Source organism: Streptomyces griseochromogenes (assembly GCF_001542625.1).
Taxonomy (GTDB): Bacteria; Actinomycetota; Actinomycetes; order Streptomycetales; family Streptomycetaceae; genus Streptomyces; species Streptomyces griseochromogenes.
In genome coordinates this window covers 3,597,588-3,615,133 of record NZ_CP016279.1, presented here as the reverse complement: position 1 = coordinate 3,615,133, position 17,546 = coordinate 3,597,588, and the positions used below count along the sequence as shown (strand labels likewise).

Genomic DNA, 17,546 nt, shown 5'->3' with positions numbered 1-17,546 from the left:
CCGCTCATCACGTCAGGATCCGGCGGACAGCCTGCGCCACGGCGTGGGTCCGCAGGATCTCCCCGTGGTCGGTTTCGAATTCCATTCTTCGCCCGATCCCACTGCCCTCGTCCAACGGGAACGAACTCATCGCGATCGCGTCCGACCAGGACCGGGGCCGACCCAACTCGTTCGCGGCACGGAGATAGGAGACATACGACGTGAAAGTCCCGGCGACCTCCGCACCGATCTCGGGATCGAGACCCGCGAGGTCGAAAGCCATTTTCGTGGTCCGCCCGAACAACTCGGCGAGTTCGAAGCACAGCGGCGAATAGTCCCGCAGCCGACCGTAGATCTCCTCCCCTTCGGCCTGAGCGGCGGTCAGCTTCTCGTCGGGAAGCAACGCCGAGAGCCGGTCCACAGCACCCCGGAAGTCCCTGAACAACGTCTTCGGATCCGGAGTCTCCGGATCGAACAGCACGATCTCCGGCCGTCGACCGGTCTCGGACACGAATGCCTCGGCCAGCCGACCGGCAAAGACCGCGCCGACGCAGAAACCGAAGACCGCGACAGTGGACTCTTCAGCAGGATGAACTCCGGCCAGCCAGTGCGCGACGTAGTCCTCGCCACTCAGCGCTTCGACGCCGCCCCCGGGCGGCGGCCGACTCTCCCACACCGTGAAGTCGCCGTCCAGTTGGGACACGAGATCGGCGAATCCCGCTTCGGGACGTCCGGTCACACCGAAATCAATCGCGAGAACAACCTTTTCAGTGGCTCCCTGACAGAGTACTTTCCACCCGTCCATGCATCTCCACAACGACTCGGTGGCGGGTCTTGCCGTCATGGCCAGACTAAATCTTCTCCGACATATCGGGGGAACCCCAGACCCACCCCCTAGACGCCCCTGTCTTCGGCCGCGGAAGCCCATCCGACCTCGACCGGAACCTAACATCCCATTCCGCGGCTCTTTGCTGGGCGCCCCGCTTATCAAGTGCCCAGCTTTCCAAGTCTTTTGCCTTCCGATCGACCGATCACCTGTGGGAGTGGCGAATGCCGAACGAGAAGGAACTCCTGGAGAACCTCAAATGGGTGACCACCGAACTGCGCAACTCCCGTTCTCGTCTGCGTGAGGTCGAGGAACGCAACCGCGAACCCATCGCCATCGTCGGCATGGCCTGCCGATACCCCGGCGGCATCACCACCCCCGAAGACCTCTGGCAGGTCGTCGCCAACGGCCAGGACACCATCAGCGGCTTTCCCCAGGACCGCGGCTGGGACCTCGACCGGCTCTACCACCCCGACCCCGACCACAAAGGCACCACCTACGTACGCCACGGCGGCTTCCTCCACGACGCCAACTGGTTCGACGCCGACTTCTTCGGCATCTCCCCCCGCGAAGCAACCGCCATGGACCCCCAACAACGACTCCTGCTCGAATGCTCCTGGGAAGCCATCGAACACGCCGGAATCAACCCCACCCACCTACGCGGCACCCCCACCGGAGTCTTCACCGGCCTCGTCTACCACGACTATGGATATCGCCTGCCGACGGTCCCCGAAGAGTTCGAAGGCCATATCGGCAATGGCACCGCCGGCAGCGTCGCATCTGGTCGTGTGTCGTATTGGTTTGGTTTTGAGGGTCCTGCGGTGACGGTGGATACGGCGTGTTCGTCGTCGTTGGTGGCGTTGCATTGGGCGGTGCGGGCTTTGCGGTCGGGTGAGTGTGATCTGGCGTTGGCTGGTGGGGTGTCGGTGATGTCGACGCCGGGGATTTTTGTGGAGTTTTCGCGGCAGCGGGGGTTGGCGGTGGATGGGCGGTGCAAGGCGTTTGGTGCGGGGGCGGATGGGACGGCGTGGGGTGAGGGTGTGGGGGTGTTGGTGGTGGAGCGTTTGTCGGATGCGGTGCGGTGTGGGCATCGGGTGTTGGCGGTGGTGCGGGGGAGTGCGGTGAATCAGGATGGTGCGTCGAATGGGTTGACGGCGCCGAATGGGCCGTCGCAGCAGCGGGTGATTCGGCGGGCGTTGGTGGATGCGGGGGTGGGTGCGGGTGAGGTGGATGTGGTGGAGGGGCATGGGACGGGGACTGCTTTGGGTGATCCGATCGAGGCGCAGGCGTTGTTGGCGGTGTATGGGGCGGGGCGGGTGGGTGGGCCTTTGTGGTTGGGGTCGGTGAAGTCGAATATCGGTCATGCGCAGGCGGCTGCGGGGGTGGCTGGTGTGATCAAGATGGTGATGGCGATGCGGTGTGGGGTGTTGCCGCGGACGTTGTGGGTGGATGAGCCGTCTGGGCATGTGGAGTGGGCTGGTGGTGGTGTGGAGTTGTTGCGGGAGGAGGTGGTGTGGCCGGAGACGGGGCGGCCGCGGCGGGTGGGGGTGTCGTCGTTCGGTGTGAGTGGGACGAATGCGCATGTGATTCTTGAGCAGGCTCCGTCGGGGGTGGTTTTGGGGGGTGGCGGGCGGGGTGTGCCGGCTTTGTGTGGTGGTGTGTTGTGGGTGGTGTCGGGGTGTGGTCGGGAGGGGTTGCGGGGGCAGGTGGAGCGGTTGCGGGATTTTGTGGTGGCGGATCCTGGGGTGTCGGTGGTGGATGTGGGGTGTGCGTTGGCGGTGTCGCGGGCGGGTTTGGATCATCGTGTGGCGTTTGTGGTTTCGGGGCGTGAGCAGGCGGTGGGTGAGTTGGAGGCGTTGTTGGGTGAGCCGTTTCTGGGTGTGAGCGCGGCTGCGGGTTCGGGTGTGGGTGGGGGTTCGGGTGGGGGTGGGGTGGGGTTTGTGTGTGGTGGTCAGGGTGGGCAGCGGGTGGGGATGGGGCGGGAGTTGGCGGGGCGGTTTCCGGTTTTTGCTGGGGTGTTTGAGCGGGTGTGTGGGTTGTTGGGTTTGGATCCGGGTGGGTTGTCGGCGGGGGTGGTGGATCAGACGGGTTGGGCGCAGGCGGGTTTGTTCGCGTTCGAGGTGGCGTTGGTGGAGTTGCTGGGGTCGTGGGGTGTGAGGCCTGATGTGGTGTTGGGGCATTCGCTGGGTGAGATCACGGCGGCCTATGTGGCGGGGGTGATGTCGTTGGAGGATGCGTGTGTGTTGGTGGCGGCGCGGGGCCGGTTGATGCAGGGTCTGCCGTCGGGTGGGGTGATGGCGGCGGTCCAGGTGGACGAGGTGCGGGCGCGGGCGGTGTTGGCTGGGCTCGGTGTCGAGGGGGTGGTGTCGGTCGCGGCGGTGAATGCTCCGGCTTCGGTTGTGTTGTCGGGTCCTGCGGAGCGGGTCGCTGTGGTGGTGGATGTTCTGGAGGGTATGGGGTGCAGGGCTTCGTGGTTGCGGGTGAGTCATGCGTTTCATTCGGTGTTGATGGAGCCGATGCTGGAGGAGTTCGAGGGGGTGGTGGCGGGGTTGCGGTTCCGTCCTCCCCGGATGACGTTCATTTCGGGTGTGTCCGGTGAGGTGGCGGGGGCGGAGGTGGCGGAGGCCGGTTATTGGGTGCGTCATGTGCGGGAGTGTGTGCGGTTCGGTGACGCGGTGGGGGCGGCTGTGGGGGTGGGGGTGTCGCGGTGGGTGGAGATCGCTCCGGATGCGGTGCTGGCGCCGTTGGTGCGTCTGAACCAGCCGGCTTCGGTGGAGGACGCGCTGGTTGTGGGGGTGCGGGACGGGCGTGAGGTGGAGGGTGTGCTGGGGATGGTGGGTGAGTTGTGGGCGTCGGGTATCGAGGTGGAGTGGGGGGAGTTGTTTGCCGGGGTGGACGCGAGGAGTGTCTCGTTGCCGGTGTATGGGTTTCGGCGGGAGTGGTTCTGGCTGGGTGCAGGGCATGGGTGGGTGGACGGTGTGGTGGAGGTGGGGGGCGAGGGTGCGCATGTGGTGTGGGGGCGTTTGACGGGGGGTGGGTTGCTCGCGGGGCATGTGGTGCTGGGGTCGGTGTTGTTTCCCGGTTCGGGGTTCGTGGAGCTGGCCGGCCGGGCGGGCGCCCTGGTGGAGTACGGCGAGATCGGGGAACTGGTACTGGAATCCGCGCTGGTGCTGGAACAGGGTGCGGCAATCGAGGTGCAGGTCCACATCGAGCCCGAACAGGCCGACACACCCGGACGCCGCGAGTACGTGGTCCTGGCACGCCACCAACCCCAGGAACAGGAACAGCAACAGGAACAGGAGCTTCAGGAGCGGAGGCCCCACGAGCAGGAGCAGGAGCAGGAGCTGGGTGGTGGGGTGTCGGCGGGGTGGGTGCGGTATGCCAGTGGTTTCCTGACCCGTCCCGACACCGCCGCCGATACCAGCACCGCCGCCGATACCGGGTCTGGGTCTGGTTCGGGGTGGGTGGAGTGGGCGGGGGTGTGGCCGCCGGTGGGTGGGGTGGAGGTGGGTCTGGAGGGGTTTTACGAGCAGGTGGCCCGGGGCGGGTTCGCGTATCAGGGGGCGTTTCGGGGACTGTGCGGGGTGTGGCGGGCGGAGGGGACGGTGTTCGCGGAGGTGGCCCTGCCCAAGGAATGGCGGTCAGGGGTAGGAGAGTTCGCTCTGCATCCGGCCGTGCTGGACGCGGCCCTGCACGCCTGTTTCGCCACCGCCCAGGGCCCGGCACGGCTCCCGTTCGCCTGGCACCGGGTACGCATCCACCAAAGCGGTGTGCAGCGGGTACGGGCACGTCTGCAATGGCTGGACGAGGACACCCTCACCATCGACCTCGCCGACGAACACGCCCGCCACGTCGCCTCCATCGCCTCCCTGACCCTCCGCGCCCCCACCAACACCCCCCACACCACACCCCACACCACCCCCACCGGAACCGGTGAGGAATCACTCTTCCAGCTCGACTGGATCCCCCTCACCCCCACCAACAACCAACCCGACACCCCCGACACCCCCGACACCCCGACACCCCCGACAGCCCCGACAGTTCCGACGGCACGGTTGGTGCGGACGGCCCGGACGGCGCCGATGGCTCTGCTGGCGTGGATGCTGGTGGTGGTGTGTGGGTGTTGGTGGGTGAGGATGTGCTGGGCTGGGGTGGGGTGCTGGGCCGGGCGGCGGTGGTGGTGGCCGACCGGGCGGGAGCGGAGGAACTACTCGCCCGGACACCTGCCGGGACGGCCGGGGCGGGGGTGGCGGGTGTGGTGGTGCAGCCGGCTCCCGGAGCGGGTGACGGCACGTTCCCCCGGGTGGGTGAGGTCCTTGAATGGCTGCAGTGGTGGGCGCAGGAAGGACCGGCCGGGGCCCGGCTCGTGATCGCGACCAGGGGCGGGGTGTTCACCGGCCCCGGAGACGCACCCGAGGACGGTGAACACGCCGCGATCTGGGGACTGGTCCGCTCCGCACAGGCCGAACACCCCGACCGGTTCGTCCTCATCGACACCCACCGCGAGACCCGCTGGCGCACCACACCCCCCGCACACCTGCTCACCCAGATCCTCACCGGCCGCGTCAACGACCTCGACGAACCCCAGACCGCCTGGCGCGAAACCACCCTCCTCGCACCCCGCCTCAACCACGTCGACCTCACCACCCACCTCAACCCCCCCACCACCAACCCCGGTAGCGCCGACAAGAGCGATACCGGTGAGGATCCGGACGTGCCGGGGCTGGGCTGGTGTGTGGCGCCGTTCCTGCCGGGTGGTCCGGGAGTGATCGGCGGGGGGACGGGCTGGCAGCTGACCCAGACGGATCCCGGTGTCCTGGACGGTCTGGCCCTGACCAGCCACCCCGCTCCCGAACTGACGGGCGACGAGGTCCGTGTCGGCATGCGCGCCGCCGGGATCAACTTCCGCGACCTGCTCCACGTCCTGGACCTCTACCCCGGCCCGCAACCCGACGTCCTGGGCAGCGAAGGCGCCGGCATCGTCCTGGAGACCGGCCCCGACGTGAACGACCTCGCCCCCGGCGACCGCGTCTTCGGACTCATCCCCGGCGCCTTCGCCGCCAGCGCCGTCACCCGCCGCCCCTACCTCACCCCCATCCCCCCCGCCTTCACCTTCGAACAAGCCGCCGGCATCCCCATGGCCTTCCTGACCGCCCACTACGCCCTCACCCACCTGGCCCACCTCACCCCCGGCCAGCACATCCTCATCCACGCCGCCGCCGGCGGCGTCGGCATGGCCGCCACCCAACTCGCCCACCACCTCGGCGCCACCTGCTACGCCACCGCCTCCCCCCGCAAATGGCCCGCCCTCACCCACGCCGGCCTCGACCGACCCGGCCACCTCGCCAGCTCCCGCGACCCCGACTTCGCCTCCCACCTCACCCTCCCCGACCACGGCCTCGACATCATCCTCAACTCCCTCACCGGCCCCTACATCGACACCTCCCTCACCCTCCTGCGCCCCGGCGGCCACTTCCTCGAAATGGGCAAAACCGACCTCCGCGACCCCCACACCCTCCCCCACACCAACCCCCCATCCACTACCAGCCCTTCGACCTCGCCGACGTCCCACCCCACACCATCCAAAACACCCTCACCCACCTCACCACCCTCCTCACCGACAACACCCTCACCCCCATCCCCCACACCCCCTACGACCTCCGCCACGCCCCCACCGCCCTCCGCCACCTCCAAACAGCCCGCCACACCGGCAAACTCATCCTCACCATCCCCACCACCCCCCACCCCGACGGCACCACCCTCATCACCGGCGGCACCGGCACCCTCGCCACCCACACCGCCCGCCACCTCGCCACCCACCACCACGCCCGCCACTTCCTCCTCGCCTCCCGCACCGGCCCCAACCACCCCCACGCCCAACACATCCACGACACCCTCACCGCCCTCGGCGCCACCACCACCCTCATCACCGCCGACACCTCCCACCCCGACACCTGGCCCACCCTCCTCAACCACATCCCCCCAAACCACCCCCTCACCACCATCATCCACACCGCCGCCACCACCCACGACACCACCCTCACCCACCTCACCCCCCACCACCTCAACACCACCCTCACCACCAAAGCCACCACCGCCCACCACCTCCACCACCACACCCACCACCTCGACCTCGCCCACACCACCCACTACTCCTCAGCCGCCGGCGTCCTCGGCGCCCCCGGCCAAGCCAACTACGCCGCCGCCAACGCCTACCTCGACACCCTCCCCCACCACCACCCCCACACCACCACCCTCGCCTACGGCCTCTGGAACCTCACCACCACCATCACCCAACACCTCACCCCCACCGACAAACAACGCATGCAACGCCACGGCCACACCCCCCTCACCCCCACCCAAGCCCTCACCCACTACACCACCACCCACCAACACCCCACCCCCCACACCATCCCCATCAACCTCACCCCACCCCCCAACCACCCCACCCACACCCCACCCCTCTACCGCACCATCACCCCCCACCCCACCACCCCACCCACCAACCACCCCACCAACCCACACCCACACACCACCCAACCCACCAACCCAACCCCCCTCCTCACCCAACTCACCCACCAAACCCCCCAACAACGCCACCACACCCTCCTCACCCACATCCAAACCCACACCGCCACCATCCTCGGCCACCCCAACCCCACCACCATCCACCCCCACCAACCCTTCAACCAACAAGGACTCGACTCCCTCACCACCATCGAACTCCGCAACCAACTCCAAAAAACAACCGGACTCCACCTCCCCCCCACCACCATCTTCGACCACCCCACCCCCACCCACCTCGCCCAACACCTCAACAACACACTCCAACAAACCGCAAAGGAGACACTGAAGGACGAGGCCCTGGCCAGCTTCGACGAACTGGACCGGCTGTTCTCGGAATTCACTCCAGACGACGGTTCCCGACCGGTGTTGATCTCGCGAATGACCGAACTCCTCGCGAAATGGAAGAACACCGACACCTCGTCTCAGCCCGAGGAAGACAGCGACCTCTCCTCGGCAACCGATGAAGAGCTTTTCGAGATCTTCGACAAGCGATTCGACGTCGACTGAGCAGCCGACCAACGAAGGGGCCTTCCGTGTCCAACGAGGAGCAACTGCGGGAGTATCTCAGGCGGGCGATCGTCGACTCGAAGGAGATCCGCCGGCGTCTGCGTGAGGTCGAGGAACGCAACCGCGAACCCATCGCCATCGTCGGCATGGCCTGCCGATACCCCGGCGGCATCACCACCCCCGAAGACCTCTGGCAGGTCGTCACCGACGGCCAGGACACCATCAGCGGCTTACCCCAGGACCGCGGCTGGGACCTCGACCGGCTCCACCACCCCGACCCCGACCACAAAGGCACCACCTACGTACGCCACGGCGGCTTCCTCCACGACGCCAACTGGTTCGACGCCGACTTCTTCGGCATCTCCCCCCGCGAAGCAACCGCCATGGACCCCCAACAACGACTCCTGCTCGAATGCTCCTGGGAAGCCATCGAACACGCCGGAATCAACCCCACCCACCTACGCGGCACCCCCACCGGAGTCTTCACCGGCCTCATCTACCACGACTACGCGTCCCGGCTGCCCGAAATCCCTGAGGACCTGGAGGGTTATCTGGGAAACGGAAGTGCGGGCAGCGTCGCCTCCGGGCGTATCTCCTACAGTTTTGGCTGCGAGGGTCCTGCGGTGACGGTGGACACGGCGTGTTCGTCGTCGTTGGTCGCGTTGCATCTGGCGTGTCAGTCCCTGCGCCAGAACGAATGCTCCCTGGCCCTGGTCGGCGGAGCCACCGTCATGTCGACGCCCGGTGTCTTCATCGAGTTCAGCCGCCAGCGCGGGCTGGCCCCCGACGGACGCTGCAAACCCTTCGCCGCCGCGGCCGACGGCACCGCCTGGAGCGAGGGCATCGGGATTCTGCTGGTCGAACGCCTCTCGGATGCCCAACGCCACGGCCACCGCGTACTGGCCACCATCCGGGGCAGTGCGGTGAATCAGGATGGCGCGTCGAACGGGTTGACGGCGCCGAACGGATCGGCTCAGCAGCGCGTGATCAGGCAGGCGTTGGAGAACGCCCAGTTGTCCACGCACGACCTCGACGTGGTGGAGGCGCACGGCACCGGCACCACCCTCGGTGACCCGATCGAGGCCCAGGCGCTGCTGGCGACCTACGGCGCCGACCGGGAGGGCGAGCCGCTGTGGCTGGGGTCGGTGAAGTCGAACTTCGGACACACCCAGGCGGCCGCCGGTGTGGCCGGTGTGATCAAGATGGTGATGGCCATGCGCCATGGCCATATTCCCCGCACCCTCGGCATCGATCGGCCCTCCCCGTACATCGACTGGTCCAGCGGCGGCGTCCGGCTCCTCAGGGACGGGACGGCATGGCCCGAGACGGGCCGGCCACGCCGGGCCGGGGTGTCCTCGTTCGGGGTGAGCGGCACCAACGCGCACGTCGTCCTTGAGCAGGCTCCGCCCTCGACCGAAGCCGAACGCGCTGACGATCGTACGAAGCCGCTCCCGGCGGTGCCCTGGGTGATATCAGGGCACGGAGCGGCCGGTCTGCGTGGTCAGGTGGAACGGCTGCGTCGGTATGTGATCGACCACCCCGATGTTCCGATGGCGGACATCGGCTACTCGCTGGCCACGTCACGAGCGGCTCTGGACCATCGAACCGTGCTCCTGGCCACCGACCACGCCCAAGCCGTTCAGGGGCTCGACGCGATCCTCGCCGACGCGGCGACCGCCCAGCATGCGGCCCAGCACACCGGACGCATCGCCTTCGTCTTTTCCGGACAGGGCTCGCAATGGCTCGGCATGGGCCGCGAGTTGGCGGCATCCTCACGTGTGTTCAGGAACCGGCTGGAGGAGTGTGCGGCGGCGCTCCAGCCCTGGGTCGACTGGTCGCTGCTCGACGTGCTCGGCGAAGAGGCCGACCCCGTCATGCTGGAGCGGGTGGACGTCGTACAGCCGGCATTGTTCTCGATCATGGTGTCGCTGGCCTCGGTCTGGCGCTCCTACGGCGTCGAGCCCGACGGGGTCGTCGGCCACTCGCAGGGTGAAATCGCCGCAGCCTGTGTGGCGGGCATCCTGTCGCTGCCCGATGCCGCCCGCATCGTGGCCCTGCGGAGCAAGACGCTGCGCAAACTCGACGGCAAGGGCGGCGGCATGCTCGCCCTGAAGGTCTCGGCGGGGCGGGCTCACGCACTCGTCGAACACCACGCGGACCTGTCCGTCGCCGCGGTCAACGGACCTGGCTCCGTGGTGATTTCGGGACCTCAGGCACACCTGCGGGAACTGGCGGACGAGTGCGAGCAGGAGGGCGTGAGCAGCCGGTTGCTTCCCGTTGGTTACGCGTCCCATTCTGCCCAGGTCGAGCCTCTCCGGGAGGAGCTGGAAGTCTCACTGAAGGACATCGAGACGCATCCGGCCAGTGTCGACTTCTACTCGTCCGTCACCGGGGCTGTGATCGACGCACACGAACTCGACGGGCAGTACTGGTACCAAAATCTCCGGCAGACGGTACGCCTGGATGAGGCGGTCCGGGCGATGTGCCGGAACGGCTATCGCACCTTCGTCGAAGCGAGCCCCCACCCCGTACTGACCCTCGACATCACCGAGGCCGCCGACGTGGAGGGCGACGGCGCTGTCGTCCTCGGCTCACTGCACCGGGACCGCTCCGACGTCGAGAGCCTGCTCCGCTCGGCGGGCGAACTCTGGGCAACCGGCACGGAGGTCGACTGGGCGTCGACGTTCGCCGAGGCCTGCGCCCGGCGGGTGGAGTTGCCGGCCTATGCGTTCCAGCGGGAGCGGTACTGGCTGGATGCCGCTGCGCCTACCACAGGCGGCACCGGCGTCGTAGGCGCGGCCCGAGGCCTCTCGGAAGAGGAGGAGCGTTTCTGGGGGCTCGTGGAGACGGGTGACCTGGACGCACTCGCGGGTCTGCTCGACGTGACCGACGAAGCGGGGTGGCCGAAGCTGGCGGCGGCGTTGTCGTCCTGGCGCCGACGCGTTGTAGATCGCTCAGCCGTGGATGAGTGGGTGTATCGGGTGGTGTGGCGTTCGGTTCCGGGTGAGTGGGTGGGTGTGGGGGGTCGGTGGGTTGTGGTGGTGCCGCGGGGTGGGGTGGTGGGTGGGGTGGTGGGTGGTTGTGTGGAGGGGTTGCGGGGGGTGGGTGGTGAGGTGGTGGTGGTGGAGGTGGATGTGGGTGGTGAGTCGGTGTTGCGGGAGGGGTTGGTTGAGGGGTTGGTGGGGGTGCGGGATGAGGGTGTGGGGGTGGTGGGGGTGGTGTCGTTTGTGGGGTTGGTGGGTGGTTGGTGGGGTGGGGTTCCGGTGGGGGTGGGGGCGTCGTTGGTGGTGGCGCGGGTGGTGGCTGAGGTGGGTGTGGGGGGTCGGTTGTGGTGGGTGACGTCGGGGGCGGTGTCGGTGGATGGGGTGGAGGGGTTGGGTTGGGGTGGTGTGGTGCAGGGGTTGGTGTGGGGGTTGGGTCGGGTGGTGGGGTTGGAGTGGTCGGGGGGTTGGGGTGGGGTGGTGGATGTGCCGGGGGTGGTGGAGGGGCGTGTGGGTGGGTGGTTGGCGGGTGTGTTGGCGGGTGGGGAGGATCAGGTGGCGGTGCGGGGGCGGGGGGTGTTTGTGCGGCGGTTGGTGCGTGACCGGTCGGTGCTGCGTGACCGGTCGGTGGCGGGTGATCGGTCGGTGGTGGGTGATGGGTCGGTGTTGGGTGTTGGTGTTGGTGGTGGGTTGGGTGGGTCGGTGTTGGTGACGGGTGGGACTGGTGGGTTGGGTGCGTTGGTGGCGCGGTGGGTGGTGGGGCGGGGTGCTCGGCATGTGGTGTTGGTGAGCCGGGGTGGGGAGGGTGCGGTGGGTGCGGGGGCGTTGCGGGCGGAGTTGGAGGGGGAGGGGTGTCGGGTGACGGTCGTGGCGTGTGATGTGGCTGATCGTGAGGGGCTTGCGGCGGTGCTTGACGGGTTGCCGGCCGAGTTCCCGTTGACCGCCGTCATCCACACAGCCGGAGTTCCCCAGTCGACCGCGATCGACGACATGTCACTCGCCGACGCCGAACACGTTCTCGCCGGCAAGGTGCTGGGCGCCGTACACCTTCACGAGTTGAGTCTCGACCATCCCGTCGAGGCCTTCATCACCTTCTCTTCGAGTTCCGCCGTCCTGGGCAGCTGGGGGCACGGGGCCTATGCGGCCGCGAATGAGTTCTTGAATTCCCTGGTCGAGTTCCGGCGTGCGCGTGGCCTGCCCGGCTTGTCGGTGGCGTGGGGTGCCTGGAGCCAGGGGGGAATGGCGGACGCGGACTCCGAAGCCGGCGAGCGTCTGCGCCGCGGCGGCCTGCGGGGAATGGACTCGCGGCTGGCTTTGAAGGTGCTGGAGAACCTTGCAGGCGGTGTCGTCACGGTGGCCGACATCGACTGGGACGTGTTCGCACCGGCCTACAGCGCGGCACGAGAACGCCCACTGTTGAGGGAAATCCCGGAAGCACGGCAAGCATTGACGGCCGAATCCGACGCGAACGACGGGTCGGGGTTGCGTGAGCGGTTGGTGGGGCTGTCCGCGGCCGAGCGGCACGAGCTGGTGCTGGAGCTGGTACGCGGGCAGGCCGCCGCGGTCCTGGGCCATACCGGAGGCGAGGCGCTCTCGCCCCGGCGGGCGTTCCGGGAGATGGGCTTCGACTCACTGGCCGCGGTACAGCTGCGCAACCGGCTGAACAAGACCACCGGCCTGGGCCTGCCGACCACCACCGTCTTCGACTACCCCAGCCCGGCCGAGCTGACGGACCATCTGCTGTCCCTCCTCACCCCCGCACCGGCCGCTCCCGGCGCCGCGACGCTGACATCGCCGGTAGGGGTGGATGAGCCGGTGGCGGTGGTGGGGATGGCGTGCCGGTTTCCCGGTGGGGTGGGTTCGCCGGAGGAGTTGTGGGAGCTGGTGGCCTCGGGCCGGGACGCGATCGGCGCGTTCCCGCAGGACCGCGGCTGGGACCTCGATGGCCTGTTCGACCCCGACCCCGACCGCACCGGCCACTCCTACACACGCGAAGGCGGCTTCGTCCACGACGCCGGCTGGTTCGACCCCGCCTTCTTCAACATCTCACCCCGCGAAGCACTGGCCATGGACCCCCAACAACGACTCCTGCTCGAATGCTCCTGGCACGCCTTCGAACACGCCGGCATCGACGTCACCACCCTGCGCGGCAGCAACACCGGCGTCTTCATCGGCGCCGCCACCTCCAACTACATCACCACCTGGCACAACCCCCAAGCCGTCGAAGGCTTCACCCTCACCGGAAACTCCGCCAGCGTCCTGTCCGGCCGCCTCTCCTACACCTACGGCTTCCAAGGCCCCGCCCTGACCATGGACACCGCCTGCTCCTCCGCCCTGGTCGCCCTCCACACCGCCACCCGCTCCCTACGCCACCACGAATGCACCCTCGCCCTGGCCGGAGCCACCACCATCATGGCCACCCCCGGCATCTTCACCGAATTCAGCCGCCAACGCGCCCTCGCCCCCAACGGACGCTGCAAACCCTTCGCCGCCACCGCCGACGGCACCGCCTGGAGCGAAGGCACCGCCATCCTCCTCCTCGAACGCCTCACCGACGCCCAACACCACCACCACCCCATCCTCGCCCTCATCCGCGGCACCGCCGTCAACCAAGACGGCGCCTCCAACGGCCTCACCGCCCCCAACGGACCCTCCCAACAACGCGTCATCCACCAAGCCCTCACCGACGCCCACCTCACCCCCAACGACATCGACACCGTCGAAGCCCACGGCACCGGCACCACCCTCGGCGACCCCATCGAAGCCCACGCCCTCCTCGCCACCTACGGAACCAACCGCACCGCCGAACCACTACGGCTGGGATCCATCAAATCCAACATCGGCCACACCCAAGCAGCCGCCGGAATGGCCGGCGTCATCAAAATGGTGATGGCCATGCAACACGGCGTACTGCCACGCACCCTGTGGGCCGAGGAACCCACACCACACGTCGACTGGACCAGCGGCACCGTGGAACTACTCCACGAACAGACACCCTGGCCCGAGACCGGACGGCCACGACGCGCCGCAGTCTCCTCCTTCGGCATCAGCGGCACCAACGCCCACCTCATCCTCGAACAAGCCCCACCCCAACCCACCCACCAGCCAACCGACCAGCCCGCCCCGACACCCCCCGGCGGCGTGCCCTGGATCCTGTCAGGACACAACCGGGCAGCCCTGCTCGCCCAGGCCGAGCGGCTACGGGACTTCCTGACCGCGCACCCCGAGGTGCCCCTCACCGAGACCGGCTCCGCACTGGCACTGTCCCGAACCGCCCTGCCCCACCGCACCGCCTTCGTCGCCACCGACCACCACCAGGCCCTCACACAACTCGAAGCCGTCCGGTCCGGACAGCTACCGGCCCACACCGTCCGCGACGACACCACCAAGATCGCCTTCGTCTTCGCCGGCCAGGGCGCCCAACACATCGGCATGGGACGCGAACTGGCCGCCCGCTTCCCCGCCTTCGCCACCACCTACCACCACGTGTGCACCCTGATCGACCACGCACTCGCGGACAAGAACACACCCCAGGGCCTCTCCGTCGGCGAACTGCTGCTGCGAGCCGACCCCGACGGCCCGCACGCCACCCTGATCGACCAGACACTCTTCGCCCAGACCGGCCTGTTCGCCTTCCAAGTCGCCCTCGTCGACCTCCTCGCCACCTGGGGCATCACCCCCGACCTCGTCCTGGGCCACTCCCTCGGAGAGATCACCGCCGCCCACATCGCCGGCGTGATGAACCTCCACGACGCCTGCGCCCTCGTCGCGGCACGCGCCCACCTCATGCAGACCCTCCCACCCGGCGGAGCCATGGCCGCCGCCCACACCACCGAGGCCGAAGCGCAAGCCATCCTGACCGACCTCGCCATCGACGACCAGATATCACTCGCCGCCGTCAACGCCCCCACCTCGATCGTCCTCTCCGGCCCTCGAGCCCCACTGGCCCGCGCCGTGGAGACCCTGAACCACCATGGCCACAAATCCACCTGGCTACGCGTCAGCCACGCCTTCCACTCCCCCCTCATGGAACCCATACTGGCCGACCTCACCCGCACCATCCAGGACCTGCACCTGCAACCACCCCACACCACACTCATCTCCACACTCACCGGACAACCCGCCGGGAACGACATCACCTCACCCGACCACTGGACCCGCCACACCCGCGACACCGTCCGCTTCGCCGACGCCCTCACCACCACCCACCAACACCACCCCACCCACTACCTCGAAATCACCCCCCACCCCACCCTCACCCCCCTCATCCACCACAACCAACCCACCCCACCCCCCACCACCAACCCACCCCACATCCACCCCACCACCCACCAACCCAACGAAACACACACCACCCTCACCACCCTCACCCACCTCTGGACCACCGGCACCCCCACCACCTGGAACACCCTCCACACCCCCACCCACACACCCCTGCCCACCTACCCCTTCCAACGCAAGCACTACTGGCTGCACCACAAGCCCGAGATCAGGGACACGGTCGCCACGGCCGATGAACCCGTGCAGCCCGACGCGGACTTCGATCGCTCGGAGGCGGGGATCCTGGAGCTGGTCTGCCGCGAGGCCGGCAGTGTCCTCGGCTTCGGTCCGGACGAACCGGTCGAGCCCGAGCAGGAGTTCCTGCAGATCGGATTCGAGTCGCTCACCGGTGTGGCGCTACGCGACCGTCTGAACCGGCGGACGGGTCTCGATCTCCCGAGCACGATCATCTACGACTGTGCGACGCCCCGTGAGCTGGCGGACCGAATGATGACCGACCTTCTGGAAGCCGACTCGTAAGGAGTGAGGGCGGTGTCTGGCAAGTCCGTGGTTGCGTTGTTCGAGGACCAGGTCGAGCGCACCCCGCACCAGGTGGCGGTCCGGGATGCGACGTCCGAACTCAGCTACGCGGCCCTGAACCACCGGGCGAACCGGTTCGCGCATCACCTGATCGGGGCGGGTATCGGGCCGGAGAGCCTGGTGGCTGTCACCGTCGTCCCGTCCGCGCGGCTCGTCGTCGCGCTACTGGGCGTGCTCAAGTCGGGGGCGGCCTACATACCGATCGACGCCGACCACCCTCGGGCCCGCATCGCCGCCCTCCTCTCCGAGGCCGAGCCCAGCCTCGTGCTGACTGACGTACGGCCTCCGGAGCCGTATCATCCGGTGCCCGTCAGCACCGTCTCCGAGCTGACATCGGCGGCCGCCGCACAGCCGCACACGAATCCACGGCATCGCATCCGGCCGGAGAACGCCGCCTATGTGATCTTCACGTCGGGTTCGACCGGCAGACCCAAGGGGGTGATCGTCGAACATCGGGCGCTGAGCCTGTACTTGGACTACGCCCGCACCATGTACCCGGGTGTCTCGGACGGCACCTTTCTCCACTCGTCCCTTTCCTTCGACCTCACCGTGACCTCTCTCTTCGGAACTCTGGTCGCCGGCGGTCTCCTGCGCGTCCGGGACCTGATTCGCCAGGCACCCGATCCGTCACGGCCGGCCGAGCGTCCCGCCTTCCTCAAGGCCACCCCCTCGCACCTTCCGCTCCTTCTCAGGCTGCCCGCCGCGTACGCCCCGACCGACCAGCTCGTGGTCGGCGGAGAGCAGCTGACCGGCGCTCTGGTGGACCACTGGCGCAAGGCCCGTCCCGGCGTCACCGTCATCAACGAGTACGGCCCGACCGAGGCGACCGTCGGCTGCTGCGTGTACCGGCTGGAACCGGAAGACCCGGTACCAGCGGGCAACGTCCCGATCGGCAGGGCCACGTGGGAGACCCGGCTCCACGTCCTCGACGACCGGCTCACCCCCGTGCCGTACGGCCGAACGGGCGAGCTCTACATCGCCGGTGGCCAGCTCGCCCGGGGCTATCTCGCCAACCCGGGCCTGACCGCCGAGCGGTTCGTCGCCGATCCGTTCGGTCCTCCCGGAACGCGGATGTACCGGACCGGCGACCTGGCACGCTGGAGCCCGGACGGCGAGCTGGAGTTCCTGGGGCGCGTCGACGACCAGGTCAAGGTGCGAGGACACCGCATCGAACTCGGCGAGATCGAGGCCGTCCTGGGCCGGCACCCCGACGTCACGCAGGCGGTGGTCGTGGTCCGCGAGGACGAGCCCGGCCTCGAACAGCTGGTCGCCTACGTACTCGTGGATGGGGAGGCCTGCGCACCGGAGGCCCTGCATTCCCATGCCTGCCGGTTCCTTCCCGATTACATGCGGCCCTCGGCCTACATGTGCCTGCCGGCCCTCCCGCTCACCGCGAACGGCAAGGTGGACCGAAGGGCACTGCCCCCTCCCCCGGACGACACGACGGTCGTCCCGGACGAGCCCGGGAGCGGCCGCGAGGAAACCCTGCGCGCGATCTTCGGCAAGCTGCTCGGCAAGCCGGGCGTCTCGCTCGACGACGACTTCTTCGCGTCCGGTGGGAACAGTGTCGCCGCGGCCGCGCTCGCCGACCTCGCCCGCCGCCGGGGTCTGCTTCTCTCACTGCGCGACGTCTTCGAGCGCCGAACGCCGCGGACCCTCGCCGCCCTGCTGGAATCCCGAGACCCGGCCGGGCCACCGGCGTCGTCGACCATGGGGCATACGGGCGTGGTCCGTCGCCACCCACAGTGAACGGGGCTTGGCCACCTGCCCGCAGCCGGTCCCCAGGAATACTCAAAAGGCCGTATCGGCACACTCCGATACGGCCT

General features: G+C 68.4%; 5 protein-coding genes and 1 pseudogene. 5 read left to right on the top strand and 1 reads right to left on the bottom strand.

Annotation, left to right across the window (positions count from 1 at the left end):
- Positions 1–7: 7 nt before the first annotated feature.
- Positions 8–784, bottom strand: a complete 777-nt coding sequence (locus tag AVL59_RS15440; protein ID WP_159399918.1) for a hypothetical protein — start codon at positions 782–784, stop codon at positions 8–10.
- A gap of 245 nt (positions 785–1,029) precedes the next feature.
- On the opposite strand from AVL59_RS15440, the gene AVL59_RS15435 reads away from it, so the two are divergent.
- From AVL59_RS15435 to AVL59_RS15410, 5 genes and pseudogenes are all read left to right on the top strand, one after another.
- Complete coding sequence (locus AVL59_RS15435) at positions 1,030–5,175, top strand: type I polyketide synthase (protein WP_067304218.1); 4,146 nt, start codon at positions 1,030–1,032, stop codon at positions 5,173–5,175.
- Positions 5,061–5,828: pseudogene (locus AVL59_RS56380) on the top strand (SpnB-like Rossmann fold domain-containing protein); the annotation flags it as partial. The gene AVL59_RS15435 and the pseudogene AVL59_RS56380, both read left to right, overlap by 115 nt.
- A 275-nt stretch (positions 5,829–6,103) precedes the next feature.
- On the top strand, positions 6,104–7,879 hold the full coding sequence (locus AVL59_RS55835) for a KR domain-containing protein (RefSeq protein ID WP_079146706.1): 1,776 nt from the start codon (positions 6,104–6,106) through the stop codon (positions 7,877–7,879).
- 26 nt (positions 7,880–7,905) lie between these two features.
- Positions 7,906–15,660 (top strand): type I polyketide synthase, encoded by a 7,755-nt coding sequence (locus AVL59_RS55545; RefSeq protein ID WP_067304208.1) that lies wholly within the window; start codon positions 7,906–7,908, stop codon positions 15,658–15,660.
- A gap of 12 nt (positions 15,661–15,672) precedes the next feature.
- Positions 15,673–17,469, top strand: coding sequence for a non-ribosomal peptide synthetase (locus AVL59_RS15410; protein WP_159399917.1), 1,797 nt, complete (start codon positions 15,673–15,675; stop codon positions 17,467–17,469).
- The last annotated feature ends 77 nt before the right edge of the window (positions 17,470–17,546 follow it).